This window comes from Amycolatopsis thermophila (assembly GCF_030814215.1).
Lineage (GTDB): Bacteria > Actinomycetota > Actinomycetes > Mycobacteriales > Pseudonocardiaceae > Amycolatopsis_E > Amycolatopsis_E thermophila.
Map to the genome: position 1 here is coordinate 2,592,357 of NZ_JAUSUT010000001.1, position 23,683 is coordinate 2,616,039.

Here is a 23,683-nt window from a genome sequence, read left to right on the forward strand (position 1 = left end):
ACTACCCGATGGTACTAAGGTCGCAACCTTGACCGCGCTGGAACGAAACGGTTTGAGGAGGTCGGGGCGAACATGACACACGCAGCGCAGGCACCCGAAGTGGACGAGAAGACGGTCAAGAGAGCCGTCCTCGCGTCCGCGATGGGTAACGCAACAGAGTGGTACGACTACGGGGTGTTCACCTCGGGCGCGATCGCCGCCAGCATCGGCACGGTGTTCTTTCCCGGCGAAGGAAACGCGATCCTCAAATCGCTGGCTCTGGTGGCGATCGGGTTCGTGGTACGGCCGTTCGGCGGAGCGTTCTTCGGCCCACTGGGCGACAAGATCGGCCGCCAGAAGGTGCTGGCGATCACGATCCTGCTGATGTCGGGGTGCACGTTCCTGGTCGGCTGCCTGCCCACGTACGCGGGCGACTACGCCATCGGCATCGGCGCGCCGATCCTGGTGCTGCTGCTGCGGCTGATCCAGGGCTTCTCCACCGGTGGTGAGTACGGCGGCGCGGCGACGTTCATCGCCGAGTACGCACCCACCCGCAGGCGCGGGTTCTGGGGCAGCTTCCTGGAGATGGGCACGCTCGCCGGTTACGTGCTGGGCAACCTGGTCGTGCTGGCGGTGACGCTGTCGTTCACCGCGGAGCAGGTGGACAGCTGGGCGTGGCGGATCCCGTTCTTCGTGGCCCTGCCGCTCGGCCTGATCGGTCTCTACCTCCGGAACAAGCTGGAGGACACGCCGGAGTTCCGGCGCCTGGAGGCCGCGGGTGAGAAGGCGGAGAAGGCTCCGTTGAAGGAGACCCTGTCGCGCAACTGGCGCATGATCCTCAACCTGATCGGGATCGTGCTGCTGCTCAACATCGCCGACTACATGTTGCTGACCACGATGCCGACCTACTTCACGGACACGTTGAAGATCAGCGACAACACGTCGACGATCATCATCGTGATCGTCGAGGTCATCCAGATCGCGCTGATCGCTCCCCTCGGCGCGCTCTCCGACCGGATCGGCCGGAAACCGATGCTGCTCACCGCGGCCATCGGGTTCCTCGTGCTGAGCTACCCGTCGATCAAGCTGATGCAGAGCGGCAACACCGTGTTGCTGTTCCTCGGGTTCCTCATCGTCGCGCTGCTGCTGGTGCTGATGCTGGCCGTGATCGGTTCGACGTTCCCGGCGATGTTCCCGACCCGCGTCCGCTACGGCGCCTTCGCGATCGGCTACAACGTCTCGACGTCGCTGTTCGGCGGTACCTGCGGTGTCGTTGTGACCGCGCTGATCCACGGCACGGGCAACGACGACTGGCCGGCCTTCTACCTGATGATCGCCGCGGCGATCGCGCTGTTCCCGATCATCAAGATCCCGGAGACCGCGCGGGTCCCGATGGACCACATCAACGAGCAGGGCCTGACCGCCGTTCCGGCGGCCAAGGCCGCGACGAACTGACCGTTCGGCAAAAGGTGAGGGCCGGGTCCCGTGGGGGGCCCGGCCCTCGCTCACTCGGTGACGTCGGCAGCGGCCGTGCCACGAGGAGCGAACTGACGACGCGCGTAGGCCGCCAGAGCCGATGCCACCGCAACCGCAACGCCGGCTTCCACCAGCAGTGCCGTGAAGACCATTGCTTCCTCCTCGCGAGGGTTCGGGCGCGGCTGATCACCGCGCCGTGTTACTGGGGTGTGTTCCGGGGGATGATCCCCGTGTTACTCATCGCCACGAAGTCGGTGAGTATTTCTCCCACAGCCCCCCGTTGAGGGGTGATCTCGACCACGGCAGAATGAACCGCGGCGAAACCGCAACACGAGAGGAGGCGGCTGGGGTAATGGGCGAACCACCTCGGCCCGGCGTCGGTGAGGCGGCGCGGCTGCTGGACGACCGGACGCAGCAGATCGTCGCGGTGCCCCCGCTGCTCGACGACGCCGAACCCGACCAGAGCCCGCTGGCCCCCACGCCTCCGCCGGCCCTCGACGGGCACGCCCTGTAGGAACGGCGAAGGCCACCCCCGCTGCGGGAGTGGCCTTCGTGTCGTGACGGGATCAGCTCGCGAGGGCGGACAACTTCGTCCAGTCCGCCCAGGAGTAGGTCCAGTCGGAGTAGTCGCCGTCCTTGGCCGACAGCGTCTGGGTGCTGCCGGTGATCTCGACCGGGTCGCCGATCAGCGCGCCGTCGTAGTACTCCTTCGCCCGCGCCGGCGACAGGTTGACGCAGCCGTGCGACACGTTCTGCTTGCCCTGCGCCCACACCGACGACGCCAGGCCGTGGATGAACTCCCCGTTGTTCGAGATCCGCACCGCCCACGGCACGTTGACGTCGAAGTAGTCGTAGCGCGGGTTGCTCATCGAGTAGGTCGGGTGCTTGGACATCACGACGTGGATGCCGCTGTGCGTGACGCGGCCCGGGTCGGAGTCCAGCCCGTAGCTGGCGGGGTAGTCGGCGATCTGCACGCCGTCCCGGATCACCTGCATGTGGTGGGACTTGACGTCGCCCTTGACGATCTGCGAGCGGCCGATCGAGAACGACGCCGTCACGTCCTGCTTGCCGTAGGTGCCGTCACCGATCTTGAGACCGTAGAGGTTCGCGGCCACCTTCACCTGCGTGTTCGGCTGCCAGTACTCCTTGGGCCGCCAGTGCACGCTGGTGTCGGACACCCAGGCCCAGGAACCCTCGGTGTGCGGCGCGGTCTCGACGGTCAGGGCGCGTTCGACCGCGGCCTTGTCGGTGACCTTGGAGCTGAAGGTGAGCGCGATCGGCATCGCGATGCCGTAGGTCTGGTTGTCGCCGACGTTCAGGCTGGCCGTCAGCTGCTTGCGCGGACTGACCGTGGTGAACGAACCGGCGATGGTGATCTGCTTGCCGTCGGCGCCCAGCGCGGTGCCCGACCACGTGTACTTCTTGCCGTAGCCGAGGTCCTCGGTGGCCGCCCAGCTGCGCTTGTCGGCCGCGAGCTGGCCGGCGACCTGCTTGCCGTCCGGGTTGGTGAGGGTGACCGTCTGCAGTTCACCGTTGGCGACCGTCACCTGGGCCGCGTCGCTGGGCGCCACGTCCTTGGCGCCGTCGGCGGGCTGCACGGTCAGCTTCGCCGGCTGCGCCGACGTCTGCTGCGCGTCGGCCGACGTCCCCGCCCCGCCCGTCGCGGCGCTGCCGGAGCCGTCACCGCTGCACGCGCTCAAGGTCAGTACCGCGGCCAGTCCGAGGCCGAACAGCGCCAGCGGTCCCCGTCGTCTGTGAAGTTGTGTCACCTGTGCATCCCCTTCATCCCCTGTCGCCAGTCAGACGCGTGTCCGTAGGTGATCGTTGACGCTCAGGAGTGTGACTCGCGTCACTATCAAGGGAACCCCAGTGTCGGAACGCCACGGCCGGCCGCTAGATGATCAGCCTATCGAGTGGGTCCGACAGTGATCGGGTGACGCCTTTACGCCATCTCGGTGACTGAGTCAAAGGGGTCCGAAATCGCGCACATCCGGGTAGGCTGCCGCGCAGGCCGTTGTTTTGCGTGGTCGTGGCTACACACTCGCGGAACTTTCGACGCGGGCCCTGAGCCGCCGCGCTCGTCGCTCGATCGAACCGTCCGGGCGGCCCGGAAGGCCGCTCGCGGCCTTCGCTCGAGTACTGACGAGGAGCAACAGCGGTGGCGCAAGGCACTGTGAAGTGGTTCAACGCCGAGAAGGGCTTCGGCTTCATCGCCCAGGACAACGGTGAGGGCGACGTGTTCGTGCACTACTCGGAGATCGAGGGCCGGGGTTTCCGCACCCTCGAGGAGAACCAGCGCGTGGAGTTCGAGATCGGCCAGGGGCAGAAGGGGCCGCAGGCCCAGAAGGTGCGGGTCATCTGACACCGGCCTTCATCAAGCCGTCCCGTCCCCGGCGATCCTTCGCCGGGGACGGTTTTGTCCGGGTCAGCGCCGCGCGGCGTGCTGGCGGTCCCAGTTCTGGTCGAAGTGGTGCTGGTCGGTGTCGGCGACGCCGGTGTGGTCGGCGAACTGGCGGCGCTCCTGTGAGGCGGCCTGGGCCTCCCAGGCCAGGCGCTCGAGGACCCATTCCCGGGCCAGCGCCTGCGGCGAGGTGCCGCGCTCCGCGGCGAGGTCCTTGAGCTGGGAGCTCGCGACCAGGTTCATGCGCAGCTGGTAGACCTGCGCCTCGCCGAAGCGCTTGCCGGTCCCGGTGCTTTCCGGGCCGGTCTCCGGCGCGAGGGCGGCCAGGTAACTGGTCAGCTCGTGGTCCTCGACGGCGCTCTGCGCTTCCTTGTCCGGCGAGTTCCGGTGCTTGCCCGGGTTGACCGGCTTCAGGTTGGTCCGGGTGGGGTTCCGGCGTCCGAGAGAGGGAAGAGGCACCCGGCCACGATAACGGTTGGGTCTCGAGACGACCGCCATTGTGGTGCACGACACACCGATTCCCGTCGGTCGGCTGGGCCGTTCAGGGGGTGCGTACGCCCGGATGTCGCAGCGCGTGAGCTCACGGAAAGTCATTCACGCAGGCCGCGCGGGACGCCGGGAATGCGCAGGAAAAAGGTCCGGAAATGGAGGGGCCCCCGCGCCAGGGGGAGGAACGCGGGGGCCGGAGGGGATCTCCACAGGCGCTGACCGGGGGTGTGTCAGCAAGTCGATTGTTACATGATGCGGCCCGATGACGCGAGTGCTGGACGGGAAAAATTGCCCCGGCCCGTCATCGTCCCGTTGTTCGCGGTTCATCTGCGGGAACGGGGAACGGGGACGTTGCGTGTTCACAGGTTCACTCTGCGGGGGGCTGCGTGGCCGGCGCCACGGTCGCTAGCCTCGCGGCGAAGTTGTTGCTGTCACAGTTCTTTCGGGAGGAGCTATGAGCGGGTCTGTGGAAGTTCGGCAGTTCCTCCTTCGACACGAAGGCGGCGATCCGGTCGGCGGTGTGCCCTCGCAGCGGTCCGGCCAGGCGGATGCGCCGCGCGTTTCGGACGACCAGGTGCGGCGGGCGCGGCTGGCGGTGGCCGCCGGCGCGATCGACGCGCGGGACTGTGCGCAGCTGCTGGAGATGCTGGGCCTGGTGCCGGACGAGGAAGGCGTGAACCCGGTGCAGCGCTGACGTCCGGTCAGGGGTGCACCCCCTGGTCGCACCCCTGACCGTCCGGGTCGGAAAAGATATCGTCGTTGCTCCGGTCGGCGCAAACGTTTTTCGGCCGGCCGAAGTAATGGGTGGCGAAATTCTTCGAGATCGTTATGCGCCGATTTTCGTAACGGTGTTATGTTCGCGCTATGACAATCGTTCGCGAGATCCGGCCCCTCGTGCAGCGGTGGGGCGGGAAGTTCATGACCTCGCCCGAGCTGGCGGAAGTGGAACGCGAGGTGGGGCTGGGGCAGCGCGCGCTGTACTTCCGCGGCCGGTCGGCGGTGCTCGGTGATCCGCCGCCGGGGGTGGTCGCCGAGCTGTTCGGGATCTTCCCGCGCTGGGTGGTCGACTTCGTCCTGCCCACCGCGACGCAGGCCCTCGACGCGGCCGCGGCGGTCTCGGCGTACACCGAGGCGCTGTCGCGCTGGTCGGAGGCGCACGTGCCAGAGGACGCGCGGCTGGGGGAGCTGCTGTTCCGGTTGGTGGAGGCGGCGGATGCGAGCGGGCTGGCGCTGTTCGCCGGCTGGCGGCAGGTCGAGTGGCCCTGCGGCCTGGTCGCGCGGATCGGCCACGGGTTGATGCTGCTGCGCGAGTACCGCGGTGGTCTGCACTTCGCCTGCCTGCGCGCCGTGGGGTTGACGGTGCCGGAGGCGGTGGTGGCCGACCCGGAGGGCGGGCGGGCGCGGTTGTTGCGGACGGCCTGGTCCCCGGAGGCGGCGGACGCGCTGATCGCGCGGGCGCGCCCGGATGTGCAGGAGCGCTGGCGCCGGGCGGAGGAGCTGACGGACGAGCGGATGGCGGAGCTGCTGGCCGTTCTGAGCCCTGCGGAGCAGACGGAACTGGTCTCGTCGCTGCAGGAGTTGGACCGGGTCGCGTCGGCTTCGGCGCCGACGGTCGCCGGAGAGTGACCGGGCCCACAATGATCGACTCCGCTGCCCCGGTGGCCGGTCCGGGCCCCGGTCGGGCGGCGTTTCCGCAGCTCAGAGTATTCATGCGGGGTTAAGGGATACCGGGTGGAGGGGCGGTTTCGGGGTGCCCTATGCTTGTAATCGCTCCCAGGGAGACCTGAGAGCGCGGTCGGTCGGTCACCCGAACCGGCCGGGCTCCCATCGTCTAGCGGCCTAGGACTCCGCCCTTTCAAGGCGGCAACGCGGGTTCGAATCCCGTTGGGAGTACGCATGACAAATGCATATGGCCCTGTGGCGCAGTTGGTTAGCGCGTCGCCCTGTCACGGCGAAGGTCGCGGGTTCGAGTCCCGTCAGGGTCGCAGTAGCGTCTGGCTTCAGCCGGCGTTTCCGGCCAGGTAGCTCAGTTGGTACGAGCGTCCGCCTGAAAAGCGGAAGGTCGCCGGTTCGACCCCGGCCCTGGCCACCGCTTCTAGCAGCACAAACGGCCCCCGCCGATCACGACGGGGGCCGTTTGGCGTTCGAGGGTGCTCAATTAGGGTCTCAGTTGGGGTTCCAGAAGTACCCGTTGAGCTGGTCGGCGACGTCCCTCCGGATCTCGTCCGTCACATGCATGTAGCGCGCCTTCATCGACACGGTCGACCAGCCCATGAGGTCCATCACAGTCCGGTCGGGCACGCCGAGGATGAGAAGCACGGTTGCCGCGGTGTGGCGCGCATCGTGGAGTCGCGCCTCCCGAACGCCAGCCTCGGCAAGGAGCGCCTTCCAGTCGCCGTAATCCGCTCGTGGATCGAGCGGTTTACCGTTTGGTTGGGTGAAGATCCAGTCCCCCTCGTGCCACTCGCTGCCGGCGCGATCACGTTCACGGGCCTGCCGCTCGCGGTGGCGCATCAGCAGGTTGAACAGTTCGTCAGGTAGCGGGAACGTTCGTCGGCCCGCCCTGGACTTGACGTCAACCTCGACGAGTCCCCCACCCTTCCGTTGTGGGCATTTCCGGGCGTGCTCGGTACAGGTGGGCGAGCAAGGTTCCGGGCACGGTCGGGTGTGCTTTTTGCAAGGCTGCTTGCACTTCTCGGTCCGGTGGTAGGGCCCGCCGCACGCATGCGGGTTGTCGCACCCGTGCTGCCACTTCTGCCGCTGCAGGGCCTTCTTGACGCGGAGCGTCTTCCGTCGCTCATCGAGGTAGCTCCACCGCATACCCAGGGCCTCGCCTTGTCGAGCGCCGAGCGCGAGTGCCAGGACGTAACGGACGCCGTTCCGGCGGCTCAAAGCTGCGGAAAGGAGGCGCTGAATCTCGTCGGCTTCGAGAGGCTCCACTTCCTCTTCTTCGACCCGTGGTGCCTTGGCGAGTGCAGCCGGATTGCGCTGGATGATCCCGCGCCGTTCGGCCTCACCGAAGGCGGTGCGTGCCGTTCGATGAACTTGGTGTGCGGTTCCGGGCTTGAGACCAGACTCCAGCATTTTCGCGTACAGCTTCTCGAAATGCTCCGGCTCGATGCGCTTCATGCGGTGTGCACCGACACCGGGGATGAGGTGCTTGTTCACGGCGGTCTGATAGCCGCGGAGCGTCTTGTACCTGACCGTCAGCGGGGCGATGTTGTCGACCCAGTGGCGTAGCCACGCTTCAACCGTCCAGTCGCGTCCCTTGCGGCGCACGTTCCCCTGATCGCGCTCGTTCAGAAGTTTCCGGTACTCCTCGCGAGCGTCATCTTCACGCCGCCGTTTGATGTGGCGACGATCCGGCCTGCCGTCGTCGAGCACGCCGACAGTGACTCGTGCGTGCCAGTACCCGTCGTACTCGCTGAAATAGAGACTCCCTTCGCCGTTCGGGTTCCGGGTGCCTTGTGGACGCTTGCTGCGAGCCAAAGATGGTTCCTTTCTCAGGCGGCGGTTGCACTGGCGCTGGCGACAAGCCGAGCGGCGTAGTCCTGAATCGCGGACGCCGGAACGCGACGGAGTCTGCCGATGCGGACGGACTCGATCTGGCCCGTGCGAAGCAGTTTGAACATCAGCGTCCGTCCGATGCCGAGTCGTTCGGCTGCCTCTTCGACCGTGAGCATGACTCGTTCCGGGGGGAAGCTCGGAGGGGCAGACTGCGTCGGCCGCGTCTCTTGTTCCGCCAGTGTCCGAGCGAGCTTGGCGAGAGTGGCGGCCAGTTCGGTGATCTCGTCGGCGGTAGCCATGCGGCCCCTTTCGATCTCTCGGTGACGGCGGGAGGCATCGTCTCCGGCGGCTACGGACTGTCACCCCCGAGCGTGCATCTCGGAGGCGGGTACGGGGGTGGTCGGCGGAATGTCTAGGCGAGGTGGCGGAAGTGCGGGTTGAAACCCGGAAACCCCGCAAAGTGGCCCTGGAGCTGGGGATTGCTCGCGGGGTTTGGTGAGATCGGCGGGTTCGGCAAACCCCGCAAACCTCGTAGAGTCGCGGGGTTTGCGGGTTTTGACGGTGAGTCGCCGGGGGTGAAACCCCGCAGCCGGTAGTCGTCGTTTTCCCTGGTCAGTGAGGGTTGTTCTGGTCGGCAGCGGGGTTTGCGGGGTTTCCGGGTTTGATTCCCGGGTTCGAACTTGTCACCCGGTGCGTTCGACCCAGTAGAGGCGCATCTTGGTGTGTGGGTCGGGCACGCTGCGTAGCACGACGTCGCCGCGCCAGCGGTCGAGTTGTCCGGTGAGACGCCGACCGAGGGCTTTGGTGGAGAGCGGTTTGCCGGCTGCGGTGGTGGGGAAGGTGCCGGCCCAGGGGTCGGGTCCGACGATGGTTTCGGCGCTTCCCCGTACCTGCTGGGCGGTGAGGGGCTGTTCGCCGTGCAGGTCGTGCCAGGCCAGCAGGAACGCTCGCCATTCGGCGGCGTCGTCGTCGAGTTCGCGGGCGTGTTCGGCGTTGCCGAGGAAGTCGGCGATGCCGTGGTGGGCGAGGAAGCCGCCGAGGTGCTGGGCCCAGCGGGTGAATTGGCGCATCTGCGGGACACCAGCGGCGGTGGGGGCGCCGGCGGCGGTCCAGTCGAGGATGAGCACGAGTAGGTGCCACAGCACGGTGGCCTGGTTGGCCGGGTCGAGGATCCAGCTGTCGAGGTTGGGGATGGTGAACCCGGTGCGGGCCTCTGGGCGGGGGCAGTTGGGGTCGAGGCGGACCCAGACGGTGCGGGAGGCCATGTCCCCGCCGGTGCGGAGGTTGTTGCCGGTGGCCAGCCAGAGCCGGTCGTTGGGGTAGGTGGCGGCGGCGTTGGTCCCGAGCCGCCGGTCGGTCCAGGTGCGTTCGGTGACCAGCCGTGCGAGCACGGCGGAGTCAATCACGTGTCCCTCCACGAGGTTGTCGAACACGACCGCGCCGCATTGGTCGGCGAGCACGGTGGTGATGGCTTTGCGGAGTTCGTCTTCGGAGTCGGTCCAGGTCAGCACCCGCTGCCCGACGAGCAGCCCGACACAGCCGGCGAGGATGGTCTTGCCGGAGCCGGGCATCGAGGCGTCGATGACGCCGAACGGGGAGAGGGTGCGGGTGAAGGGCCGGATGATCGGCGTGACCAGCAGCGCGAGGTAGTTCGCCCGGTCGGCCGGCTCCCGCCAGGGGAAGTCCCGCAGGAACCGCTCCAGCAGGAACTCCCGCGCCGCGGCGACCTGGTCGGCGCTGGGGCGATCAGGCACCGGCGGGAGGTGCGTGTTGCCGGCGAGGTAGAACCCGGTGGCCGGGTCGTAGCCGGGGGTCTGCAGGAGCGTGCCGTCCGGGCGCAGCACCGGGGTGGAGATGATCCGGCGCAGCACCGGCAGCCCCGGCCAGGAGCGGCGGGCCAGCACCGCGGCCAGCACGGGCCCGGGCGGGGAGACCTCGACGTCGGCGGTGTTGCCCTTCTCGTCCACGCGCGGCCGCACGACGTCGGCGTGCTGCGCGAGCAGCGACGCCAGCAGCGGCGGTTTCAGCGGGGTGGCCGACAGGGGCAGCGCCACGTCCTCGTCCCCGGCGGTGGGGTCGGCCGCGCCGGAGACGGACTCCAGGGCGACCGGGTTGCCGTCGCTGACGTAGGTGTCGGGGATCAGGCGGGCGTCGAGTGCTTCGGTCAGGACGCGGATGGTCTCGGGTGCGGCCCCCACCCGCACCCGGGGACGTCCGCCCGCACCGACCGGCCACAGGCGCGACCGCTGGCCGGCCTCGGGGGTGCTGTCCGGGGTGCTGCTCATGATCAGGACTCCTTGGCGTCTCCGGTTACGTGGTCGGCGCGCGAGCGAACGCGGCTGCGGGTGACGGTGCGGGGCGCGATGCCGATCCGGTCGGCAATCTGCTGCCCGAGCCGTCGTCCGGGGTCGAGGGCGCGGGGTATGGGCATTAGGCAGCCTCCTTGCGGCGGACGGGGTTGTGCGATCCGGCGGTGAGCCCGGCGTCGACGACGCGGGCGACTTCGGCCTCGTTGGGTGGCCAGTGCTGGGAGCCGATGAGGGTTTGCCCGGCGGCGATCAGTTCGGCGCGGGCGGTGGCGTGGTCGATCAGTCCGGCTCCGACCTTGCGGCCGATGGTGTAGGCCGCGGAGGCGAGCGTTTCGTTGTGGCGGCCGGGGTCGGCGGCGCGCACGCGGTCGCACTCGCCGCGCAGTGCGGCGGCGCCGTAGGCGGTCGGGTTGGCCGAGCGCAGCGCGACGGGTTTGGAGGTGGCGGCAGGAGCGGCCTTTTCGGTGCACAGCTGCACGAGCCAGGCGGGGAGCTCGACCGGGTCGCGTTCGTCGAGCAGTTCGTAGCCGCCCTGCTCGGTGACCGAGCCGGGGCCTACCACGTACCCGCCTCCCGATCGGGTGTCCACGCGCGGGCAGATCTGGCCCTGGGAGTTGCGCAGCCGCACTCCGGGCGGGGCTTGGAAGTACAGGTGGCGCCCGCCGGAGGGTGTGGCGACGGTGAAGGTGTCCGGCAGCGGCCCGCCGCGCTGCTCGGCGAGCGCGGCCAGAGCGTTGGCGCCGTCCGGGCCGGCCTCGTCGCCTTTGGGCATGTCCAGGTCGACCACCACCAGGCGGGCGGGCCCGGTGGCGACGGCGATGTTCCAGGCGTCGGCCGCCCAGGTCCGGCGGAGTCGCGCCGGGTCGGTGGTGGCGCGGTTCTCCCAGTTCTTGATCGCGGGTTGCCGCTTGGTGCCCGGCCGCAGCGGGAAGACCGGCCAGTCCATCGCGGCGAGGTAGAGCGCCCAGTCCAGTAGCGGATTCGTGGTGTCCATCGATCACTCTCCAGAAGGGGGTGCGACGCCGTGGGTGGGGAGCCCGAGCGGCTGACGCCGGAGCAACGGCGCGCGGCGTTGGTGATGGCGGTGGCCGGCACCGTTGCCGTCGTCGGCTTCGTGGTGGCCGGTGTGCTGATGGGTAAGGCGTGGATGGGCCTGGGTGCCGCGTTGGCGGTGTCGGCCGGCACCGTCGTGTCCTGGATCCGCTACGGCGGAAGCCGCCCAGGCAAGGGACGATCCGGTGGGTGAGCAGCCGGAGCGGTTGACACCGGGGCAGGTTCGTCTCGCGTTCTGGCTGGCCCTCGGCTTGTCCCTGTGCTCCGCGGGGTCTGTGGTGCTGGCGGTGCTGTCGCCGAGCCCCTGGATGGGCCTGCTCATGGCGTTCGCCTTCGGTGTCCAGGCCCCATATCAGTGGCTGCGCTACTTCCGGCGCCGCCCGTGACTCGGCGAGTACGGCGGGTGGGGCGGCTTCGGCCTGTTCTCCTGGGCGGGAGCGTTAAGCGCCGCGGGCTGGGGGCTGCCGGGCCGCGCGGAGGTGGTGGTCACGCGCGGCCCGGCAGCAGCAGGGGTGGTCACCAGTGCCGGAGTCCTTCGAACTTGCGTCGGGCGCCGATGGCCTGGTGGAGGACCTTGGCCTCCAATGCCTTTGTGCTCAGCCGCCCCAGGCGGGAGAGGCCGAGCGCGGTGGCGACGGCGAGTAGGTCGTCGCGGTTGAGGCGGAGTGAGCGCAGGTAGGCGGCGCCTTCGTCTTCGGTCCCGGTCGCCCGGAGGCGGGCGGCGACGGCCTCGGGAGTGGTGGTCATGCTGGGGGTCCTCCAACGGGGTGGTCGGTGTGGGGTGGGGTTCAGAGGGCGGAGCCGGAGAGGCGGCCGCGGGTGTAGAGGCGGTGGGTGGCGCGGTCGATGCGGCCCCAGTGGCGCCGCACGAGTGCGCGGGTATGGGAGCGGATCCGGCTTTCGGACGAGCCGGTGTGTTTGCGGAGGCGGCGGACTTCGCGCAGGTCGTCCTCGGAGGCCTTGGCGGCCAGGCGCAGCGCGGAGCCGAACCACAAGCCGGCGTGGCGGGTGAGCCAGTAGGCCTCGGCTTCCTGCCCGGCGAGCAGGATCGCCAGCTCGATCTCGGGATGGTCGGCGGGGACGTCGCGGTGGCGGGTGTAGCCGCCGGTTGGTCCGAGGCGGCAGTGCTGGACCGCGATGCCCTGAACGACCGCGATGACGCCGTGTCCGGCTTCGTGGGCGGCCAGGGCGCCGAGGCTGACGGCGTCGTCGGTGTCGTAGCGGGGGCGTCCCATCGTGAAGGGTCCTTCCAGGGGTGTGGGGGCAGGAGGTGGCGCAGCCGCTGTACCTGAGCTGGTCGGCCTGGATCGGCTTGTGGCAGCACGCGCCGGTGGCGGTGAACGGGGCGCGCCGCCGCGCGAGCCGGGCAGCACCAGCGCATTCGCTACACTGGGTGACCATTTGAGGTGTGAGCGGGCGGGGCGGATGCGTCCCCGACGGGTGGGGAGGCGAGTTACGGAGCGGGTTACGGCCCGGGAGACGAGTTACGGACGTAACTCGCCCCCGGATCGGGGCCGTAATCCGGTCTGATCAGCGTAAAGTTACGCAGTTACGGCGCAGCGCAGCGTCGTGAGAGCGGCCGCCGAACCCCCGAAATCGGGGGTCGGCGACGCCGCGACAGCCGTAACTCAGGCGGTCGGGCCGCCCTGTTCGAGCTGGGCAACCCGCGCCGCGTGGAGTTGACGGACAGTGACCGGATCGACGGGGTAGAGGTTGCCGGTGGAGGGTGGCTTGATCCCGAGTTCGGCCAGCGCGGCGACCAGCTTGGTCTTGGTCAGCTCCCGGTAGGGCTTGTATCCGGGGGCCAGGCCGCGCAGGGCCCCGACCAGGTCCCCGGCGTTGACCGGGTCGTCGCCGATCATGACCGTGGTCAGGTCCTCGACCAGGTCGCGGACCTCGGGTTCGGGGGCCGCCGGGGTGGTGGCCCCGCCGCGCAGCTCGGCCCCGCGGGCGGCGATGCCGGCCAGGTCCTCGGGGGTGAGGTAGAACGAGCGCACCACCCCCGGGGTGTCCATGAACCCGCTGGTCATCAGGGTTCCGCAGTCGTTGAGCTTGTCCTTGGTCTTGGCCTTCAACCCGAGCGCGGAGATGCCGTTTTCGTGGGCCTTCTCGCCGAGCACGATGTTGTTGCGGGCCTTGTCGTCGATGGCGCCGCAGGCCTTGTTGCTGGTCACGGCCATCAGGTCGCGCGGCAGCGACTGGTCGGAGGGGTTCGGGGTGGCGAAGACCAGCACGATCCCGTACTTGCGGGCCGCCGAGTAGAACCGCACCAGCAGGTTGACCAGTTGCTTGCGCTCCTGCGGGTCGTCCTGCCGGAAGAAGGCCTGGCACTCCTCGATGACCACGATCCGGGGCCGCAGGCCGGGCTCCTTCGCCGCGACCTCCCGGTTGACCTCGGTGATGCCGTGCTTGACCAGCAGTTGCCCGCGCACGGCAAGATCGGCCTGCAGGCCCTTGATGTGTTCCAGGCAGGCCTGCACATTGGCCTCGGTGTCGCCCTTGAGGAACGTCGACAGCACCGGGGCCAGCGGGTCGAAGTCGAAGTTGTCGGCGAAGACGAACACGTCGATGTCGACCAGCGGGTCCAGCGCCGCCCCGGCCAGCAGCGCCTTGATCATGGTGGACTTGCCCGATCCCATGCGCCCGGCGAACACGAAGTTGCGCTCCCACACCGTGGTCTCCACGACCGTGCCGCGGGGGCTCATCCCGACCGGGAACCCGGAGAAGAAGTCCGTCGTCCCCTCGGTGAGCAGCGGATACGGGTCGACCGGCTCGCGCAGCACACCCGGCTCCAGCCGGTAGAGGTCCATCACGGTCGGGTCGTCCTCGTCCGGGTCGACGAAGAGTTCCTGCGGGCGGCAGCCCAGGTTGTGGGCCAGCAGATCCTTGGCCTTGGCCACGTCCTTGACCCCGGCGCCCATCGGCAGGCGCAGCTTGGCGGTGTAAGCCTTGCCACCTTCGGCCATCATCGGCGGCCGTACCCACGCGTGATCGGTGTCCCGGTTGGGCCAACCCTCCTTGATCGCCGCCGACAGGCGCGCGACGCCGATGTTCGTCAACGCTGTGACCAGCGCGTTCTCCGTCAGCTCGACGTAGGCCACGCGCTTGCCCGTCTGGCGCAGGTGCGCGGGCAGGACCTGCTCGCCGAGCTTCTGGCCGTCCTTCCAGCGGCGGAAGCCCCACACCCCCAGCCCGGCCAGCACGAACGCCCACCAGTGCGCCACGCTCCAGCCCACGATCGTGCCGGTGGTGGTGATGATCGAGCCCAGCGTGTGCAGGACATCCACGACGTTCCACGCCCCGAGCCAGTGGCCGAACCCGTTGATCACCCCGGCCACCAGCGCCACGCCCAGGGCGATGACCAGCGCCAACGCGGCCTTCTTGCCCGCCGACCAGGTCAGCTCGACCCACTTGGTCAAGGCATCGACCCGGGTGTGGCGGGTCTGCTGGATCTGCTCGTTGAGCCGCGCCGCCAGCTCCAGGTCGTTCTGCTCCAGCGCCCGGGCGCGGGCGGCGCGGGCGTCCGCCTGGCCGCGTTCGGCCTTCTTGCGCTGCCGCTCGGCGTCCACCCCCTTGGTGAAGTAGGTGGCGTGCCGGCGCGCGAACTTCCCGATCGGGCTGTCCGCGCAATCCCGCCCCTTCTGCATCGTCCAGCGCACCGCCGTCCGGGTGCCGCGGCCGACCGTGACGATGTCGTTGCGGTAGCCGCGGTAGCGTTCGATCGCCAGCTCACGCTGCCGGGCCCGGTACTCGGCTTCGGTGACGATCTCGGCCTCGATCACCTCCGTATCCGCCTCCACGGTCGAGGTGTCGGCGCGGTGGGCGGGCAGGTAGTGCACCCGCGCCAGGTCGGCCTCGGGTTCGTGGTCGATGGTCATCGGTTCTGGCCTCCCTTGCGGTACTCGTCGCGCAGCTGCCGCGCGGTCTTGGGCGAGCAACGCAGCGCCTTGCGGATCTGCTCGGCCTTGGTCGGATCGATCGAGCCCGGGCGGGCCTGGAGCGCCTTGTCGAGTTCGGCGCGCAACTGCTCGATCGAGCGGCCCGGGCGGCCCCCGATCTTCGGGCCGCGTCGGCTCGATTTTTGCTGGTCACCGGGACGATCGAGAGTGGCGATCGCGCCGCCCTCGATCGAGTCGCGCGGGGTCGGGTCCGGCTCGATCTCCGGCGCCGCCCCGGTGGTGGTCGCCGCGTTCTGCTCGGCGAGCAGATCGGCCAGCGCGCGGTCCCAATCTGTCGAGTCGGCCACCGGCAGGCCGGGCACGATCGCCGACTCCAGGCGGTCCCGCCCGGCCACGACGTAGCGACCCGGCGCGTACACCAGGCGGGCGGACCCGGCCTCGTCGATCTCGGCCACCGCGTTCTTCACGGCGGCGCGGCGGACACGGGCGATCTTGCGGGCGGCGGCCCGCTCGATCCGCGCCTCCCGCCGCTGCTGCCCGGACTTGGGGGCGGTGGCCAGGGTGAGCTGGTGGGCCACCACCCCGGCGATCGAGGCGGTGCCCATGACCACGCCGTGGTCCCAGGCGCTGGTCAGGCCGTGGGTGAAGTTGATGCCGAACGCGACCGCGCCGAACACCAGCACCCCGGCCACCAGCCCCCACACCGAGTGGTCCGGGCGGCGGCGCCGCTCGATCACCACCGCGATCGCGAACGCCCACATGCCCAGCTCGGTGATCCCGGGCAGCAACGCGCCCAGCGCCGAGCCGTAGACGGCCCGCCCGTAGGCGGCCATCGACGGGGCCGCCAGCGCGAACGACAGCAGCGCGATCGGGTAGATCAGCAGCTCCACCACGTGCGCACCCAGCCAGCAGCGCAGCCCCCGCCACACCGCCGCCCGGCGGGCCCGCCGCGCGGCGACGGCCTGCGCCTTGGCCTCGCGGCGGGCCTGCTCGTCGGCCCGCTGGATCTGGGCGGCGGCCTGGCGCTCCGCGATGCGCACCTGCGCGGCCGCGGCGGCGTCCTCGCGCCGGATCATCGCCTCGGCGCGCTTGTTCGCGCGCCGCTCCTCCTGCCAGCTCATCCCCACACACCCCTTTCCAGCTCACTGGTCAGTCGCTGTGCCGCCACCAGTGCCACCACCGCCCGCACCCGGGCCACCCGGGAGCGGTTGGTCTCCCGTGCCCAGGTGCGGGCCTCGATCAGGTCGGGCCAGTTCCCGGCCGCGACGGTCTCTCCGGTCGGGACGGTCACCACGACCGTCCAGGCCTGAGCCACATCACCGACGTGGGTCGCCTTCATGCCGACGGCCCTCCGTCCTTCGTGGACCGACGGCGGCGGCTGGTGTGGGTGCGCAGTTCGTGGGCGGCCCAGCCCAGCGCGGCCAGTACCGAGATGGCGTAGAAGCCCTCCCACACCGCGGCGCCGAGTCCGATCGGGACGACCACGCCGGCCAGCTCACCCAGGTGGAACCCGGCCCACGTCACCGCCCGGGTGGTGCGGGTGACGGTGCTGCCGGACACCACGACCTCGCCGGTCGGGCGCGCCACGGGTGATCCGGTGGGCTGTCCGATGTGGATGGTGTCCGGGGTGTGCTCAGGCGTGGACATTGACGGCCTCCTCCCGAGGGACGTTGGTGGGGTGGAAGAACTGGTTGACCGGGCCGGTCGGCGCGCGGCTGGCCTGCTCGACGATGAAGGTGTCCAGCCGCCGCATGCACACCTCGATCACCTTCGCGATCAGCACCGGAACGATCCGGATCAGGTGCAGCAGCAGGAACAACCCCACCGCGGCGGCGAACTTCAACAACACCTTCGTGCCGAACCGGCGCAGCACCTCGAACATCGACATCACCGACCACCCCAGCCGGAGAACACCACGGACAGGGCGTGCACGAGCTGGTCGAGCCCGTCGCGGACCTGGTAGGGGTTCTTCACGACCCACGCCAGGATGACGACGGCGAGAGCGAGCCAGCACAGCTTGCGCAGCTTGCTGGACTTGGGCAGCGCGATCTTGGTCTTGCTCATGTCGGCACCTCCGTGTCGGTGGCGGTCAGGGAGAACAGGTCGGTCTGGCCGGCGGGCTGCCACGCCCCGTCCCGCCACACCGCGTCGGGGGCGATGCCTTCCTCGGCGCGGATCACCGGCTCGGTCTTGTCCAGCCAGGCCTGCTTCTGAGACTCGGTGGCTTCCCGCCACCGTGTGCCGGTGGTGGCCTCGTAGCGGCGGATGCACAGCGTCTTGAGCTGGGCGGGGGTGGTGCCGATCGCGATTCGGGCGCTCACGTGGCCTCACCGCCCAAGGCGGTCAGTTCGCGATCCCAGTCGATGCGCGCGGACTCGGTGCCCCGCGGTACCAGGGCCTCGGTCTTGGCCAGCACCGCGGCGAGGGTGTCCCGCTTGAACGCGTACTGGCCGATCCCGGAGGGCGAGCGCAGCTCCAGCCACACCCGCCACTCCACGTCCCGGGCCGGGCGGATCACCACGTCCCCGTCACCGACCGCGGTCTCCGACAGCGGCTCCAGCGCCAGCCCGGCGGCCAGCAGGTCCCGCCCGATCAGCCAGCACACCCACACCCCGGCCCCGACCTCGAACTCCAGCCCGACCGCGTACGGGTCGTCCACGCGGTAGCGGATCTGCACCTTCAACGGCGCCAGCTCGATCACCTCACCCGAGAGATCCAGCAGTTCCGCCCACGTCGGCACCACCAGGCTCTGCGGCATCACCGGGAACCACCCCCGGTGGCGGTGATGACCCACTGCACGAACGACCGCGACGCGGCGCGGTGGTCCGGTCCGAGCTGGGATTGCAGGTAGCGGGTGATCTGGGCGAGTGACTGGCCCTCGCGGTGGCGGCGGGCGATGATCTCGACCGGTGCGGCGACCAGCTCGTAGCGGTAGCCGGTGCGCTGTGCGGCCTGGTGGTAGATGGTCTGTGAGACCATGTGTGTCCCCTTCGAGTCACTAGTTGGTTGGTTGGGGAGTCCCGGCGCGGTGGCGTTCTTGGCGGGATGCGCCGTGCCGGGGTCCGTCCTGGTGGTGCGGGTTGGGCGGGTCACGAGAGGACGATCTTTCGGACCATCGCGAGTTTGTGGCCGTGGGGACAGGTGCCTTCGCTGACGACGGTCACGGTGTCGCCGGGGCGGCCCTCGACCTCGCCGCGGACCATTCCGGCGCTGTCGCAGCCCGGTTCCTCGCAGCGGATGAAGGCCTGGTGGATGTAGGTGTCCTTGCTAGCCATGTCAGTTCTCCTTGCCCAGAGTGTCGGTGAGGATCTGGTGGTGGTCGAAGGCCAGCAGCTCGGGCGCGGCCTTCAGCTCGGTCACTGGCCACCAGCGGGCGTCGGTGGCGTCGTCACCGGCACGCGGTGCCGGGAGCGGCCCGCTCAGGTGGGCGGTGTAGGCGAAGGTGACGTAGCGGCCCCGGGGGTCCCGGCCCGGTGCGGCATACACCCCGACCGGAGACAGCGCGGCGATGTGCAGCCCGGTTTCCTCGGCCAGCTCGCGCCGCGCCGCGTCTTCGGTGTCTTCCCCGGCGTCGACGTGGCCGCCCGGTAGCGCCCAGCGCCCGGCGAAGGGGTCCCAGCCGCGCCGGATCAACAACACGCACAGCGCGCCGTCGCCCGACCGTCCGAACAGGACCACGTCCGCGGTCAGCCGCACCGGCTCCGCGGCGCTCATCGGCCACCACCCACCACGACGGGCACCTCCATGCGGTCGCGCCAGGTCACGCGCAAGTGGTCGGTCAGGATGGTCACACCACTGGCTGTGTGGGTCAGCTTGCGGACCGGGGCCGGGCGACCGTCGTGCAGCACGACCCAGTCCCCGACCCGCAACGTCTCGGCGGGTTTGCTGCTCATACGCACATTCATCGATGCTCCCGAGGTGTGCCGGTGTCAGAACGTGACGTGCCCGGTCATGTGGGCGGTCCCGCCGCAGCCCTTGACGCCGCAGGTGGCCGAGGCGGCGACGATCCCGACCGCGCCGCGCGGGCCGCTCTTGGTCAGATCGCGGTAGTTGAGCTGGCCGCATTTGCGGCAGGGACCGGACACGCGGACGGTGCGGGTGACGGTGCTCATCTCAGTCAGTTCTCCTTGACGGTGACGCGGATACGGGGTCAGAGCTGGGAGGCGATACGACGGGAACAGGCGGGCTTGCCGCAGCAGTTGGCGTGCTTGCTGACCCGCTTCCCGCACCCCGCGCACAGCCCGGACCGGTGCAGCACCTGCACCTGCGCGACGTCGTTGCGCTTGCGGTTCTTCTTGCCGAACATCAGGCCGCCTCCTCGGTCACCACGTCGATCCGGACCGGCAGCGACCGCAACGACTCCCGCGTCGCCCGGCGTGCGGTCCGGCGAGCCCGCACCTGGTCGGTCAGCTCCCGCGACACCCGGAACATCTCGGCATGCTCGGCAGCAGCCCAGCCACGCTCGGCTTCCTCGATCAGGGCGTCGATCTCGGCGATCTCAGCCGCCATCTGGTCCTCCCTCGCCTCCGCGGCGATGTCGTCGTCGAACAGCGGAAACAGCGCCTCTTTGGCTTCGCTGCTGGTGATCAACACGGTCTTCATCAGGCAGCCCGCCCCTCGGTCGCCGTCCAGTGCGCGTCGGATCGCAGCTGCGCTCGCTGCCACCGCTGGTAGGCCAGCCCGGCGCGCTCGACCGCCGCGCCGTGTGCGACCTGCGCGTCCCGCAGCGCCACCCGGTAGTCCGCGCGCATCGGTTGCTCGCTGGCCAGCTGGCGGAGTGACGCGATCCGCGAAGCCAGCCGGACCATGTCCCGCCGGGCGGCCAGGTACCCCTCGGCCGCCCGCTCTTCCGACAGGCGAAGCGCCACCAGAGCGGGACGCTCGATAACATTCGAATCCATATCAACTCTTCTCGTTAAAAAGGAAATGGACAGATATGAACGGGCGGTGGTGCGACTCATGCTGCGTCGCACCACGCACCCGATGTCGCTCTGACCAGCAGTGATGACAGTGTCAGAGGATGGTGAATTGCATTTTGCCCAGTTTCTTGCATCAGGGCGACGGACTAGGCGGGTCGCTTACGGCTTAGCTACCTGTCCGCCCCTGGCTTTTCTCCGAGCCAGGCCGGGTAAATGAAGTTTTCAAACAACAGAAATGGGTTCCGCCGAGGCCGCCGCGGCCGGTCCTTGTGGGCCTTGAAGTCCGACCTGCCGTCGCGGCGATGCGCTAAAAGTAGCGCTACTAGTAGCGCTACGACAACGCGTCCGATCGGGTGAAGGTCGCGGTGGTGTGGTGAGCTGAAACCAATCTCAGGCGAAAATCGCTACCATTTGCGCTGGTAGTAGCGCTATCTCGGAGGCTGTATGGCGAAGGACTGGCAAGCTGTAGCGAAGGCGATCAACACCCGAATGGCGGAGCGCTCCATCGGTCAAGCGGAGCTGGCCAACCAGGCTCGTGTCGCTGTAGCTACATTGCGGCAGATCCAGCACGGCGTTCCGAAGGAGCGCAACCCGCGCACCCTTGCGGCACTCTCCGAGGCCTTGGGGTGGCCGGCGAACCACCTTGAGCAGATCGCGGCTGGACAGGAACCGGACGGTGCCCCGGATCGGCTCGCGCAGCTCGAATCTGCATTGGCCGGGCTCCAGGAGCGGGTTGTCGCGCTTGAGCAGCGGATCGAGTCCGAGCGCGGCTAGCTGGCAACCTGCCGGATGAACGTCGCGACGCCGTCGATCACCCGGCCGGCTGCGCTCGCGAGCGTCTTGGCCCAAGTCGCCGCGTCGCTGGGGTGCTTAATCACCACGGCGAGGGCCGCGACGGTGACCAAGACGCCGATCAGCTTCGGAAGGATGGTTCCGCCTCCGCTGGTTGGCAGCGGAACCATGTTGCTCTTCTTGCCCATCGTTACCTCGCCTCGGTGGGGGTTCGTGTTCGCTGTCATGAACCAAGAACACCACCGAGGAGGCCGTGCTGGTAGGCGTTGCGCAGTCGCGTCCGCGCTATTCCGGAAAGGACTATTCCGGGGTGGCATACGCGCTGGTCAGGGCCTTCCAGCCGTCCGAAAGAATCTGCGACAAATCCGAGTTCGGGGCTTGCCAACCTAGTTCGTCGCGGATGCGCTGGCTGTCCGCGAGCAGCACGCGGGGCTCGTTCGCGGGTGGGTTCCGCGTGATTCGGACCGGGCGACCGGTGATCTGCTCGGCGGCCGCGAGAACGTCGTTGATGGACGTCTCGCGGCCGCTGCCGACGTTGTAGGCGCGCCACTCGCCAGGGGTGCACGACTCGATGGCGAGGACGAAGGCGTGCGCCATGTCGGCGACGTGCACGAAGTCGCGGACGGCGGAGCCGTCGCCGTTGACGCCCAGCTCGTCGGCCAGGCCGGCCTGGACGGCGAGCACCTTGGGGATCAGGCGGGTGAAGTCGCGGTCCGGGTGGCCGTCGACGGCGCCGGCGATGTTGAACGCGCGCAAGCTGGTCACTCCAAGCTGACCGGTTGCCGCGACGTTCGCCGCCGCGAGGTCGGCCGCGGCTTTGGTCGCTCCGTACGGGTTCGTAGGAGCGATCGGCGCGTCTTCGTTGATGGGCTGGGTGGTCGGGGTGCCGTAGACGGCTGCCGTCGACGCGAGCACGAGCTTGGCCGGCGCGTCCCGGTCGGTGAGGGCTTCGAGCACGTTGAGCGTGCCGTTGACGTTGGTGCGCCAGTAGGGCAAGGGATCGGCCAGGGACTCGCGAACTCGAGCGCGCGCCGCGAGGTGGCACACGCCGTCGACGTCGCGGATCGCTTCGCGGAGGCTGGCCGGGTCTTCGACGTTCCCGACTGCCATTGCCGCTGCCTGCCGTGGAGCGTTGGCGGCGTCGCGCACGAACGCCACCGGCTCGTGTCCCCGCTCGGCGAGGGCAGCGACGACCGCGTGTCCGAGGTACCCGGCAGCGCCGGTGACGAGAACGCGCACGTGTTCAGCTTGCCAGGAGCGTGTTCCGGTGCTGCCAGGCCAGCTCGATGCACGCCCGCGAGATCGGCGACAGCGGTTCCGACTTCAGCCGCTCGCGCGACTCGGTGTTGAAGGGGATGCCGACGGTCGGCCGGGACGCGTCGGTGCTGACGGCGGCACCTTCCTCGTTGACCTCGACCATGCCGGCGAAGAGCTGGTCGAACACCGGTCCCTCGACGACGGCGACGGTCAGCAGCTCCACCCACAGGGTCAGCGGTTCGAGCACAACCGCGCAGGTGAAGACCCGGAAGTCACCGGCCGCGCGAGCTGCCGCGAAGGACCGGAACGGCTCGTCGTGCTCGTAATCGATCGGGTCTAGGGAGTTGCCGTCGTGCTCGGGGTTGCCGAGGAACTCTTCGGAGTACTCGCGCTGAATGTTGCGCCACAGGGAGAAGTCGTTGGCCTGGTGCGCGGGCGCCAGGGCGGCGGGCTGGAACACCCCGGCGGGGATGACGTGGAACATTCCACCGGCGACCGCGGTGGCCTTGGCGTCGCGGCGGTGCAGGTACATCCGGTGCCCGTCGATCGGGTCGCGCCGGATGGTCAGGGTGTTGATGCTGGGCAGCATCGGGCGGGCGAGCAGGTCGAACGGGTCGGTGATGTGGCGGCGCAGCGGCAGGTGGGCGAGGCTGGGTCGCTTCCGGCCGGCGCGGAGCCAGGCGTCGGCGAACTCGTGGGCCGCGGCCTCGCAGACGTCCAGCACGTCGAAGTAGGTGGTGTAGCTGAATCCGAGGCGGCCCTTGTCGCCGGTCCAGTCGACCTCGGCGAGCCGGTAGCTGACGCGGTTGTCCAGCAGCTTCGGTCGGGCGAGGTCGCGCAGGGCGCGGGAGTAGAGCCGGAAGTGCTCGCCGTCCGCGGCGAGCGGCCGGACGCTCTCGGTCTGCTCGATGCCGCCCGTGATGGCCGGCTTGGGCAGGGCCTCGGCGAGCCAGTACAGCTCGATGTCGGACAGCTCGACCGGCTCGGAGGGCAGCCAGCCCGGCTGGGTCAGGACGGTGGTGCCGGGGATGCAGTGGGCCTGCGGGTACAGCTCGGACGCGAGGTCGCCGAGCCGGGCACGGTTCGCGTTCAGCTCACGTCGCACGAGCTTCCAGTGCTCCTGGCTCTCGTGCGGGGCGCCGGCCTCGCTGACCTGCCCGGGCTTCGGGACGGCGTCCGCGGAGTGGTCCGGGAGGACGCCCAGCCGCTCTGGTGGGATGTGCAGCTTGGCCGCGATCCACCGCAGCTCGGCCAGGCCGGGCACGAGCTTGCCCTTCTCGACCTTCGACACCCAGGATTGCGTGGTGTTGAGCAGGTCAGCGGCTTCCTGCTGGGTGAGGTTGTGGTGCTGCCGGTACCAGCGGATGACCTCGCCGGCGTCGGAACCGTCCGGGGGCGCGGCGACTGCCTGGGCCACGTGAAGCCACCTTTCAGTGTCTGCGCTATCAGCCATTCCGTCCCCCGGCTCTCTGTCGTCTTTCCGCCAGGGTATTGGAGCCTGCGGTACCTTGTCGTCCACCTTGAGAACGTTGCATCGGCGTGGTGTGGAATCAATCGCCGTGGTATCCTTCGCCCGCCGAATGCGATGCTTCATAACACGGT

At 69.3% G+C, this 23,683-nt stretch carries 37 protein-coding genes and 3 tRNA genes; 11 read left to right on the forward strand and 29 right to left on the reverse strand.

Annotation, left to right across the window (positions count from 1 at the left end; genetic code table 11):
• The first annotated feature begins 72 nt into the window (after positions 1-72).
• Positions 73-1,434: an MFS transporter gene (locus FB470_RS12850; protein WP_306991383.1), complete on the forward strand. Its 1,362-nt coding sequence runs from the start codon at positions 73-75 to the stop codon at positions 1,432-1,434.
• A gap of 50 nt (positions 1,435-1,484) precedes the next feature.
• Here FB470_RS12850 and FB470_RS12855 read toward each other — a convergent pair whose 3' ends face one another.
• Positions 1,485-1,607, reverse strand: a complete 123-nt coding sequence (locus tag FB470_RS12855; protein WP_306991385.1) for a hypothetical protein — start codon at positions 1,605-1,607, stop codon at positions 1,485-1,487.
• Between the two features lie 200 nt (positions 1,608-1,807).
• Between FB470_RS12855 and FB470_RS12860 the strand changes: the two genes are divergently transcribed.
• Positions 1,808-1,969: a hypothetical protein gene (locus tag FB470_RS12860; protein ID WP_306991387.1), complete on the forward strand. Its 162-nt coding sequence runs from the start codon at positions 1,808-1,810 to the stop codon at positions 1,967-1,969.
• Between the two features lie 52 nt (positions 1,970-2,021).
• Here FB470_RS12860 and FB470_RS12865 read toward each other — a convergent pair whose 3' ends face one another.
• Positions 2,022-3,224 carry a L,D-transpeptidase gene (locus FB470_RS12865; RefSeq protein WP_306991389.1) on the reverse strand — a complete coding sequence of 401 codons (1,203 nt, stop codon included), beginning with the start codon at positions 3,222-3,224 and terminating at the stop codon, positions 2,022-2,024.
• Between the two features lie 389 nt (positions 3,225-3,613).
• Between FB470_RS12865 and FB470_RS12870 the strand changes: the two genes are divergently transcribed.
• On the forward strand, positions 3,614-3,817 hold the full coding sequence (locus tag FB470_RS12870; protein ID WP_094006381.1) for a cold-shock protein: 204 nt from the start codon (positions 3,614-3,616) through the stop codon (positions 3,815-3,817).
• Between the two features lie 63 nt (positions 3,818-3,880).
• On the opposite strand, the gene FB470_RS12875 is transcribed toward FB470_RS12870, so the two are convergent.
• Entirely contained in the window at positions 3,881-4,315 is a 435-nt protein-coding gene (locus FB470_RS12875) for a hypothetical protein (protein ID WP_306991393.1), read from the reverse strand.
• A gap of 484 nt (positions 4,316-4,799) precedes the next feature.
• Between FB470_RS12875 and FB470_RS12880 the strand changes: the two genes are divergently transcribed.
• The 5 genes from FB470_RS12880 (at position 4,800) to FB470_RS12900 (ending at position 6,434) form a co-directional block, all read left to right on the forward strand.
• Positions 4,800-5,039, forward strand: coding sequence for a hypothetical protein (locus FB470_RS12880; RefSeq protein WP_306991394.1), 240 nt, complete (start codon positions 4,800-4,802; stop codon positions 5,037-5,039).
• A gap of 170 nt (positions 5,040-5,209) precedes the next feature.
• The gene (locus FB470_RS12885; RefSeq protein ID WP_306991395.1) at positions 5,210-5,971 is read left to right on the forward strand and encodes an SCO6745 family protein; all 762 of its coding nucleotides are present in this window, start codon (positions 5,210-5,212) and stop codon (positions 5,969-5,971) included.
• Positions 5,972-6,165: 194 nt separating this feature from the next.
• Positions 6,166-6,238, forward strand: a tRNA-Glu gene (locus FB470_RS12890).
• Positions 6,239-6,256: 18 nt separating this feature from the next.
• Positions 6,257-6,330: transfer RNA gene (locus FB470_RS12895), tRNA-Asp, on the forward strand.
• A 30-nt stretch (positions 6,331-6,360) separates the two neighbouring features.
• Positions 6,361-6,434 (forward strand) — tRNA-Phe (locus FB470_RS12900).
• A gap of 77 nt (positions 6,435-6,511) precedes the next feature.
• Here FB470_RS12900 and FB470_RS12905 read toward each other — a convergent pair.
• The 5 genes from FB470_RS12905 to FB470_RS12925 form a co-directional block, all read right to left on the reverse strand.
• Positions 6,512-7,834, reverse strand: coding sequence for a tyrosine-type recombinase/integrase (locus FB470_RS12905; RefSeq protein WP_306991397.1), 1,323 nt, complete (start codon positions 7,832-7,834; stop codon positions 6,512-6,514).
• Positions 7,835-7,848: 14 nt separating this feature from the next.
• Complete coding sequence (locus tag FB470_RS12910; RefSeq protein WP_306991399.1) at positions 7,849-8,151, reverse strand: excisionase family DNA-binding protein; 303 nt, start codon at positions 8,149-8,151, stop codon at positions 7,849-7,851.
• Between the two features lie 384 nt (positions 8,152-8,535).
• Complete coding sequence (locus FB470_RS12915) at positions 8,536-10,137, reverse strand: hypothetical protein (protein ID WP_306991401.1); 1,602 nt, start codon at positions 10,135-10,137, stop codon at positions 8,536-8,538.
• A 2-nt stretch (positions 10,138-10,139) separates the two neighbouring features.
• Complete coding sequence (locus FB470_RS12920) at positions 10,140-10,283, reverse strand: hypothetical protein (RefSeq protein ID WP_306991402.1); 144 nt, start codon at positions 10,281-10,283, stop codon at positions 10,140-10,142.
• Positions 10,283-11,155 (reverse strand): bifunctional DNA primase/polymerase, encoded by an 873-nt coding sequence (locus FB470_RS12925; RefSeq protein ID WP_306991404.1) that lies wholly within the window; start codon positions 11,153-11,155, stop codon positions 10,283-10,285. Before FB470_RS12925 ends, FB470_RS12920 begins: the two co-directional genes overlap by 1 nt.
• A 30-nt stretch (positions 11,156-11,185) precedes the next feature.
• On the opposite strand from FB470_RS12925, the gene FB470_RS12930 reads away from it, so the two are divergent.
• Together FB470_RS12930 and FB470_RS12935 are read left to right on the forward strand one after the other, a co-directional pair.
• Positions 11,186-11,407, forward strand: a complete 222-nt coding sequence (locus FB470_RS12930; protein WP_306991406.1) for a hypothetical protein — start codon at positions 11,186-11,188, stop codon at positions 11,405-11,407.
• Positions 11,400-11,600 (forward strand): hypothetical protein, encoded by a 201-nt coding sequence (locus FB470_RS12935; protein WP_306991408.1) that lies wholly within the window; start codon positions 11,400-11,402, stop codon positions 11,598-11,600. The genes FB470_RS12930 and FB470_RS12935 overlap by 8 nt, the downstream gene beginning before the upstream one ends.
• A gap of 130 nt (positions 11,601-11,730) precedes the next feature.
• Here the strand turns inward: FB470_RS12935 and FB470_RS12940 are convergent, their stop codons facing one another.
• From FB470_RS12940 to FB470_RS13025, 18 genes are all read right to left on the reverse strand, one after another.
• Positions 11,731-11,961, reverse strand: coding sequence for a hypothetical protein (locus FB470_RS12940; protein WP_306991409.1), 231 nt, complete (start codon positions 11,959-11,961; stop codon positions 11,731-11,733).
• 41 nt (positions 11,962-12,002) lie between these two features.
• Positions 12,003-12,449 carry a hypothetical protein gene (locus tag FB470_RS12945; protein ID WP_306991410.1) on the reverse strand — a complete coding sequence of 149 codons (447 nt, stop codon included), beginning with the start codon at positions 12,447-12,449 and terminating at the stop codon, positions 12,003-12,005.
• A gap of 393 nt (positions 12,450-12,842) precedes the next feature.
• Positions 12,843-15,092: an ATP-binding protein gene (locus FB470_RS12950; protein ID WP_306991411.1), complete on the reverse strand. Its 2,250-nt coding sequence runs from the start codon at positions 15,090-15,092 to the stop codon at positions 12,843-12,845.
• Positions 15,089-16,234 carry a hypothetical protein gene (locus FB470_RS12955; RefSeq protein ID WP_306991412.1) on the reverse strand — a complete coding sequence of 382 codons (1,146 nt, stop codon included), beginning with the start codon at positions 16,232-16,234 and terminating at the stop codon, positions 15,089-15,091. The genes FB470_RS12950 and FB470_RS12955 overlap by 4 nt, the downstream gene beginning before the upstream one ends.
• Positions 16,231-16,452 (reverse strand): hypothetical protein, encoded by a 222-nt coding sequence (locus FB470_RS12960; RefSeq protein ID WP_306991414.1) that lies wholly within the window; start codon positions 16,450-16,452, stop codon positions 16,231-16,233. The genes FB470_RS12955 and FB470_RS12960 overlap by 4 nt, the downstream gene beginning before the upstream one ends.
• The gene (locus tag FB470_RS12965) at positions 16,449-16,760 is read right to left on the reverse strand and encodes a hypothetical protein (protein WP_306991415.1); all 312 of its coding nucleotides are present in this window, start codon (positions 16,758-16,760) and stop codon (positions 16,449-16,451) included. Before FB470_RS12965 ends, FB470_RS12960 begins: the two co-directional genes overlap by 4 nt.
• Complete coding sequence (locus FB470_RS12970) at positions 16,747-17,001, reverse strand: hypothetical protein (protein ID WP_306991417.1); 255 nt, start codon at positions 16,999-17,001, stop codon at positions 16,747-16,749. The genes FB470_RS12965 and FB470_RS12970 overlap by 14 nt, the downstream gene beginning before the upstream one ends.
• The gene (locus FB470_RS12975) at positions 17,001-17,177 is read right to left on the reverse strand and encodes a hypothetical protein (RefSeq protein WP_306991420.1); all 177 of its coding nucleotides are present in this window, start codon (positions 17,175-17,177) and stop codon (positions 17,001-17,003) included. The genes FB470_RS12970 and FB470_RS12975 overlap by 1 nt, the downstream gene beginning before the upstream one ends.
• Complete coding sequence (locus tag FB470_RS12980; protein WP_306991422.1) at positions 17,174-17,434, reverse strand: hypothetical protein; 261 nt, start codon at positions 17,432-17,434, stop codon at positions 17,174-17,176. Before FB470_RS12980 ends, FB470_RS12975 begins: the two co-directional genes overlap by 4 nt.
• Positions 17,431-17,871: an SsgA family sporulation/cell division regulator gene (locus FB470_RS12985; RefSeq protein ID WP_306991424.1), complete on the reverse strand. Its 441-nt coding sequence runs from the start codon at positions 17,869-17,871 to the stop codon at positions 17,431-17,433. The genes FB470_RS12980 and FB470_RS12985 overlap by 4 nt, the downstream gene beginning before the upstream one ends.
• Positions 17,871-18,092, reverse strand: coding sequence for a hypothetical protein (locus FB470_RS12990; protein ID WP_306991426.1), 222 nt, complete (start codon positions 18,090-18,092; stop codon positions 17,871-17,873). The genes FB470_RS12985 and FB470_RS12990 overlap by 1 nt, the downstream gene beginning before the upstream one ends.
• Positions 18,093-18,202: 110 nt before the next feature.
• Entirely contained in the window at positions 18,203-18,388 is a 186-nt protein-coding gene (locus FB470_RS12995) for a hypothetical protein (RefSeq protein ID WP_306991428.1), read from the reverse strand.
• 1 nt (position 18,389) lies between these two features.
• Entirely contained in the window at positions 18,390-18,827 is a 438-nt protein-coding gene (locus FB470_RS13000) for an NUDIX hydrolase (protein WP_306991429.1), read from the reverse strand.
• The gene (locus tag FB470_RS13005; RefSeq protein ID WP_306991431.1) at positions 18,824-19,006 is read right to left on the reverse strand and encodes a hypothetical protein; all 183 of its coding nucleotides are present in this window, start codon (positions 19,004-19,006) and stop codon (positions 18,824-18,826) included. Before FB470_RS13005 ends, FB470_RS13000 begins: the two co-directional genes overlap by 4 nt.
• Positions 19,007-19,042: 36 nt before the next feature.
• Positions 19,043-19,225: a hypothetical protein gene (locus tag FB470_RS13010; protein WP_306991433.1), complete on the reverse strand. Its 183-nt coding sequence runs from the start codon at positions 19,223-19,225 to the stop codon at positions 19,043-19,045.
• 38 nt (positions 19,226-19,263) lie between these two features.
• On the reverse strand, positions 19,264-19,419 hold the full coding sequence (locus tag FB470_RS13015) for a hypothetical protein (protein WP_306991434.1): 156 nt from the start codon (positions 19,417-19,419) through the stop codon (positions 19,264-19,266).
• Positions 19,419-19,715: a hypothetical protein gene (locus FB470_RS13020; protein ID WP_306991435.1), complete on the reverse strand. Its 297-nt coding sequence runs from the start codon at positions 19,713-19,715 to the stop codon at positions 19,419-19,421. The genes FB470_RS13015 and FB470_RS13020 overlap by 1 nt, the downstream gene beginning before the upstream one ends.
• A complete protein-coding gene (locus FB470_RS13025; RefSeq protein ID WP_306991436.1) occupies positions 19,715-20,014 on the reverse strand; it encodes a hypothetical protein in 300 nt (99 codons plus the stop codon). Before FB470_RS13025 ends, FB470_RS13020 begins: the two co-directional genes overlap by 1 nt.
• A 462-nt stretch (positions 20,015-20,476) precedes the next feature.
• On the opposite strand from FB470_RS13025, the gene FB470_RS13030 reads away from it, so the two are divergent.
• A complete protein-coding gene (locus tag FB470_RS13030) occupies positions 20,477-20,806 on the forward strand; it encodes an XRE family transcriptional regulator (protein WP_306991438.1) in 330 nt (109 codons plus the stop codon).
• On the opposite strand, the gene FB470_RS13035 is transcribed toward FB470_RS13030, so the two are convergent.
• The 3 genes from FB470_RS13035 to FB470_RS13045 all read right to left on the reverse strand — a co-directional run bounded on the left by FB470_RS13035 (position 20,803) and on the right by FB470_RS13045 (position 23,498).
• Positions 20,803-21,012 (reverse strand): hypothetical protein, encoded by a 210-nt coding sequence (locus tag FB470_RS13035; RefSeq protein ID WP_306991439.1) that lies wholly within the window; start codon positions 21,010-21,012, stop codon positions 20,803-20,805. The genes FB470_RS13030 and FB470_RS13035 overlap by 4 nt on opposite strands.
• A gap of 112 nt (positions 21,013-21,124) precedes the next feature.
• Positions 21,125-22,063, reverse strand: coding sequence for an NAD-dependent epimerase/dehydratase family protein (locus FB470_RS13040; protein WP_306991441.1), 939 nt, complete (start codon positions 22,061-22,063; stop codon positions 21,125-21,127).
• Positions 22,064-22,067: 4 nt separating this feature from the next.
• Positions 22,068-23,498 carry a helix-turn-helix domain-containing protein gene (locus FB470_RS13045; protein ID WP_306991443.1) on the reverse strand — a complete coding sequence of 477 codons (1,431 nt, stop codon included), beginning with the start codon at positions 23,496-23,498 and terminating at the stop codon, positions 22,068-22,070.
• Positions 23,499-23,683: the final 185 nt, after the last annotated feature.

What these genes read in the sequence shown, in the direction of transcription:
- FB470_RS12945 (WP_306991410.1), bottom strand. Translation starts at nt 12,449, where the DNA reads ATGGGACGCCCCCGCTACGACACCGACGACGCCGTCAGCCTCGGCGCC.
- FB470_RS12850 (WP_306991383.1), top strand. Translation starts at nt 73, where the DNA reads ATGACACACGCAGCGCAGGCACCCGAAGTGGACGAGAAGACGGTCAAG.
- FB470_RS13000 (WP_306991429.1), bottom strand. Translation starts at nt 18,827, where the DNA reads ATGAGCGCCGCGGAGCCGGTGCGGCTGACCGCGGACGTGGTCCTGTTC.
- FB470_RS12985 (WP_306991424.1), bottom strand. Translation starts at nt 17,871, where the DNA reads ATGCCGCAGAGCCTGGTGGTGCCGACGTGGGCGGAACTGCTGGATCTC.
- FB470_RS13030 (WP_306991438.1), top strand. Translation starts at nt 20,477, where the DNA reads ATGGCGAAGGACTGGCAAGCTGTAGCGAAGGCGATCAACACCCGAATG.
- FB470_RS12965 (WP_306991415.1), bottom strand. Translation starts at nt 16,760, where the DNA reads ATGTCCACGCCTGAGCACACCCCGGACACCATCCACATCGGACAGCCC.
- FB470_RS12975 (WP_306991420.1), bottom strand. Translation starts at nt 17,177, where the DNA reads ATGAGCAAGACCAAGATCGCGCTGCCCAAGTCCAGCAAGCTGCGCAAG.
- FB470_RS13015 (WP_306991434.1), bottom strand. Translation starts at nt 19,419, where the DNA reads ATGTTCGGCAAGAAGAACCGCAAGCGCAACGACGTCGCGCAGGTGCAG.
- FB470_RS12860 (WP_306991387.1), top strand. Translation starts at nt 1,808, where the DNA reads ATGGGCGAACCACCTCGGCCCGGCGTCGGTGAGGCGGCGCGGCTGCTG.
- FB470_RS12855 (WP_306991385.1), bottom strand. Translation starts at nt 1,607, where the DNA reads ATGGTCTTCACGGCACTGCTGGTGGAAGCCGGCGTTGCGGTTGCGGTG.
- FB470_RS13010 (WP_306991433.1), bottom strand. Translation starts at nt 19,225, where the DNA reads ATGAGCACCGTCACCCGCACCGTCCGCGTGTCCGGTCCCTGCCGCAAA.
- FB470_RS12940 (WP_306991409.1), bottom strand. Translation starts at nt 11,961, where the DNA reads ATGACCACCACTCCCGAGGCCGTCGCCGCCCGCCTCCGGGCGACCGGG.
- FB470_RS12880 (WP_306991394.1), top strand. Translation starts at nt 4,800, where the DNA reads ATGAGCGGGTCTGTGGAAGTTCGGCAGTTCCTCCTTCGACACGAAGGC.
- FB470_RS12920 (WP_306991402.1), bottom strand. Translation starts at nt 10,283, where the DNA reads ATGCCCATACCCCGCGCCCTCGACCCCGGACGACGGCTCGGGCAGCAG.
- FB470_RS13035 (WP_306991439.1), bottom strand. Translation starts at nt 21,012, where the DNA reads ATGGGCAAGAAGAGCAACATGGTTCCGCTGCCAACCAGCGGAGGCGGA.
- FB470_RS12990 (WP_306991426.1), bottom strand. Translation starts at nt 18,092, where the DNA reads ATGGTCTCACAGACCATCTACCACCAGGCCGCACAGCGCACCGGCTAC.
- FB470_RS12970 (WP_306991417.1), bottom strand. Translation starts at nt 17,001, where the DNA reads ATGTCGATGTTCGAGGTGCTGCGCCGGTTCGGCACGAAGGTGTTGTTG.
- FB470_RS12950 (WP_306991411.1), bottom strand. Translation starts at nt 15,092, where the DNA reads ATGACCATCGACCACGAACCCGAGGCCGACCTGGCGCGGGTGCACTAC.
- FB470_RS12960 (WP_306991414.1), bottom strand. Translation starts at nt 16,452, where the DNA reads ATGAAGGCGACCCACGTCGGTGATGTGGCTCAGGCCTGGACGGTCGTG.
- FB470_RS12995 (WP_306991428.1), bottom strand. Translation starts at nt 18,388, where the DNA reads ATGGCTAGCAAGGACACCTACATCCACCAGGCCTTCATCCGCTGCGAG.
- FB470_RS13020 (WP_306991435.1), bottom strand. Translation starts at nt 19,715, where the DNA reads ATGAAGACCGTGTTGATCACCAGCAGCGAAGCCAAAGAGGCGCTGTTT.
- FB470_RS12910 (WP_306991399.1), bottom strand. Translation starts at nt 8,151, where the DNA reads ATGGCTACCGCCGACGAGATCACCGAACTGGCCGCCACTCTCGCCAAG.
- FB470_RS12885 (WP_306991395.1), top strand. Translation starts at nt 5,210, where the DNA reads ATGACAATCGTTCGCGAGATCCGGCCCCTCGTGCAGCGGTGGGGCGGG.
- FB470_RS12915 (WP_306991401.1), bottom strand. Translation starts at nt 10,137, where the DNA reads ATGAGCAGCACCCCGGACAGCACCCCCGAGGCCGGCCAGCGGTCGCGC.
- FB470_RS13025 (WP_306991436.1), bottom strand. Translation starts at nt 20,014, where the DNA reads ATGGATTCGAATGTTATCGAGCGTCCCGCTCTGGTGGCGCTTCGCCTG.
- FB470_RS13005 (WP_306991431.1), bottom strand. Translation starts at nt 19,006, where the DNA reads ATGAGCAGCAAACCCGCCGAGACGTTGCGGGTCGGGGACTGGGTCGTG.
- FB470_RS12955 (WP_306991412.1), bottom strand. Translation starts at nt 16,234, where the DNA reads ATGAGCTGGCAGGAGGAGCGGCGCGCGAACAAGCGCGCCGAGGCGATG.
- FB470_RS12925 (WP_306991404.1), bottom strand. Translation starts at nt 11,155, where the DNA reads ATGGACACCACGAATCCGCTACTGGACTGGGCGCTCTACCTCGCCGCG.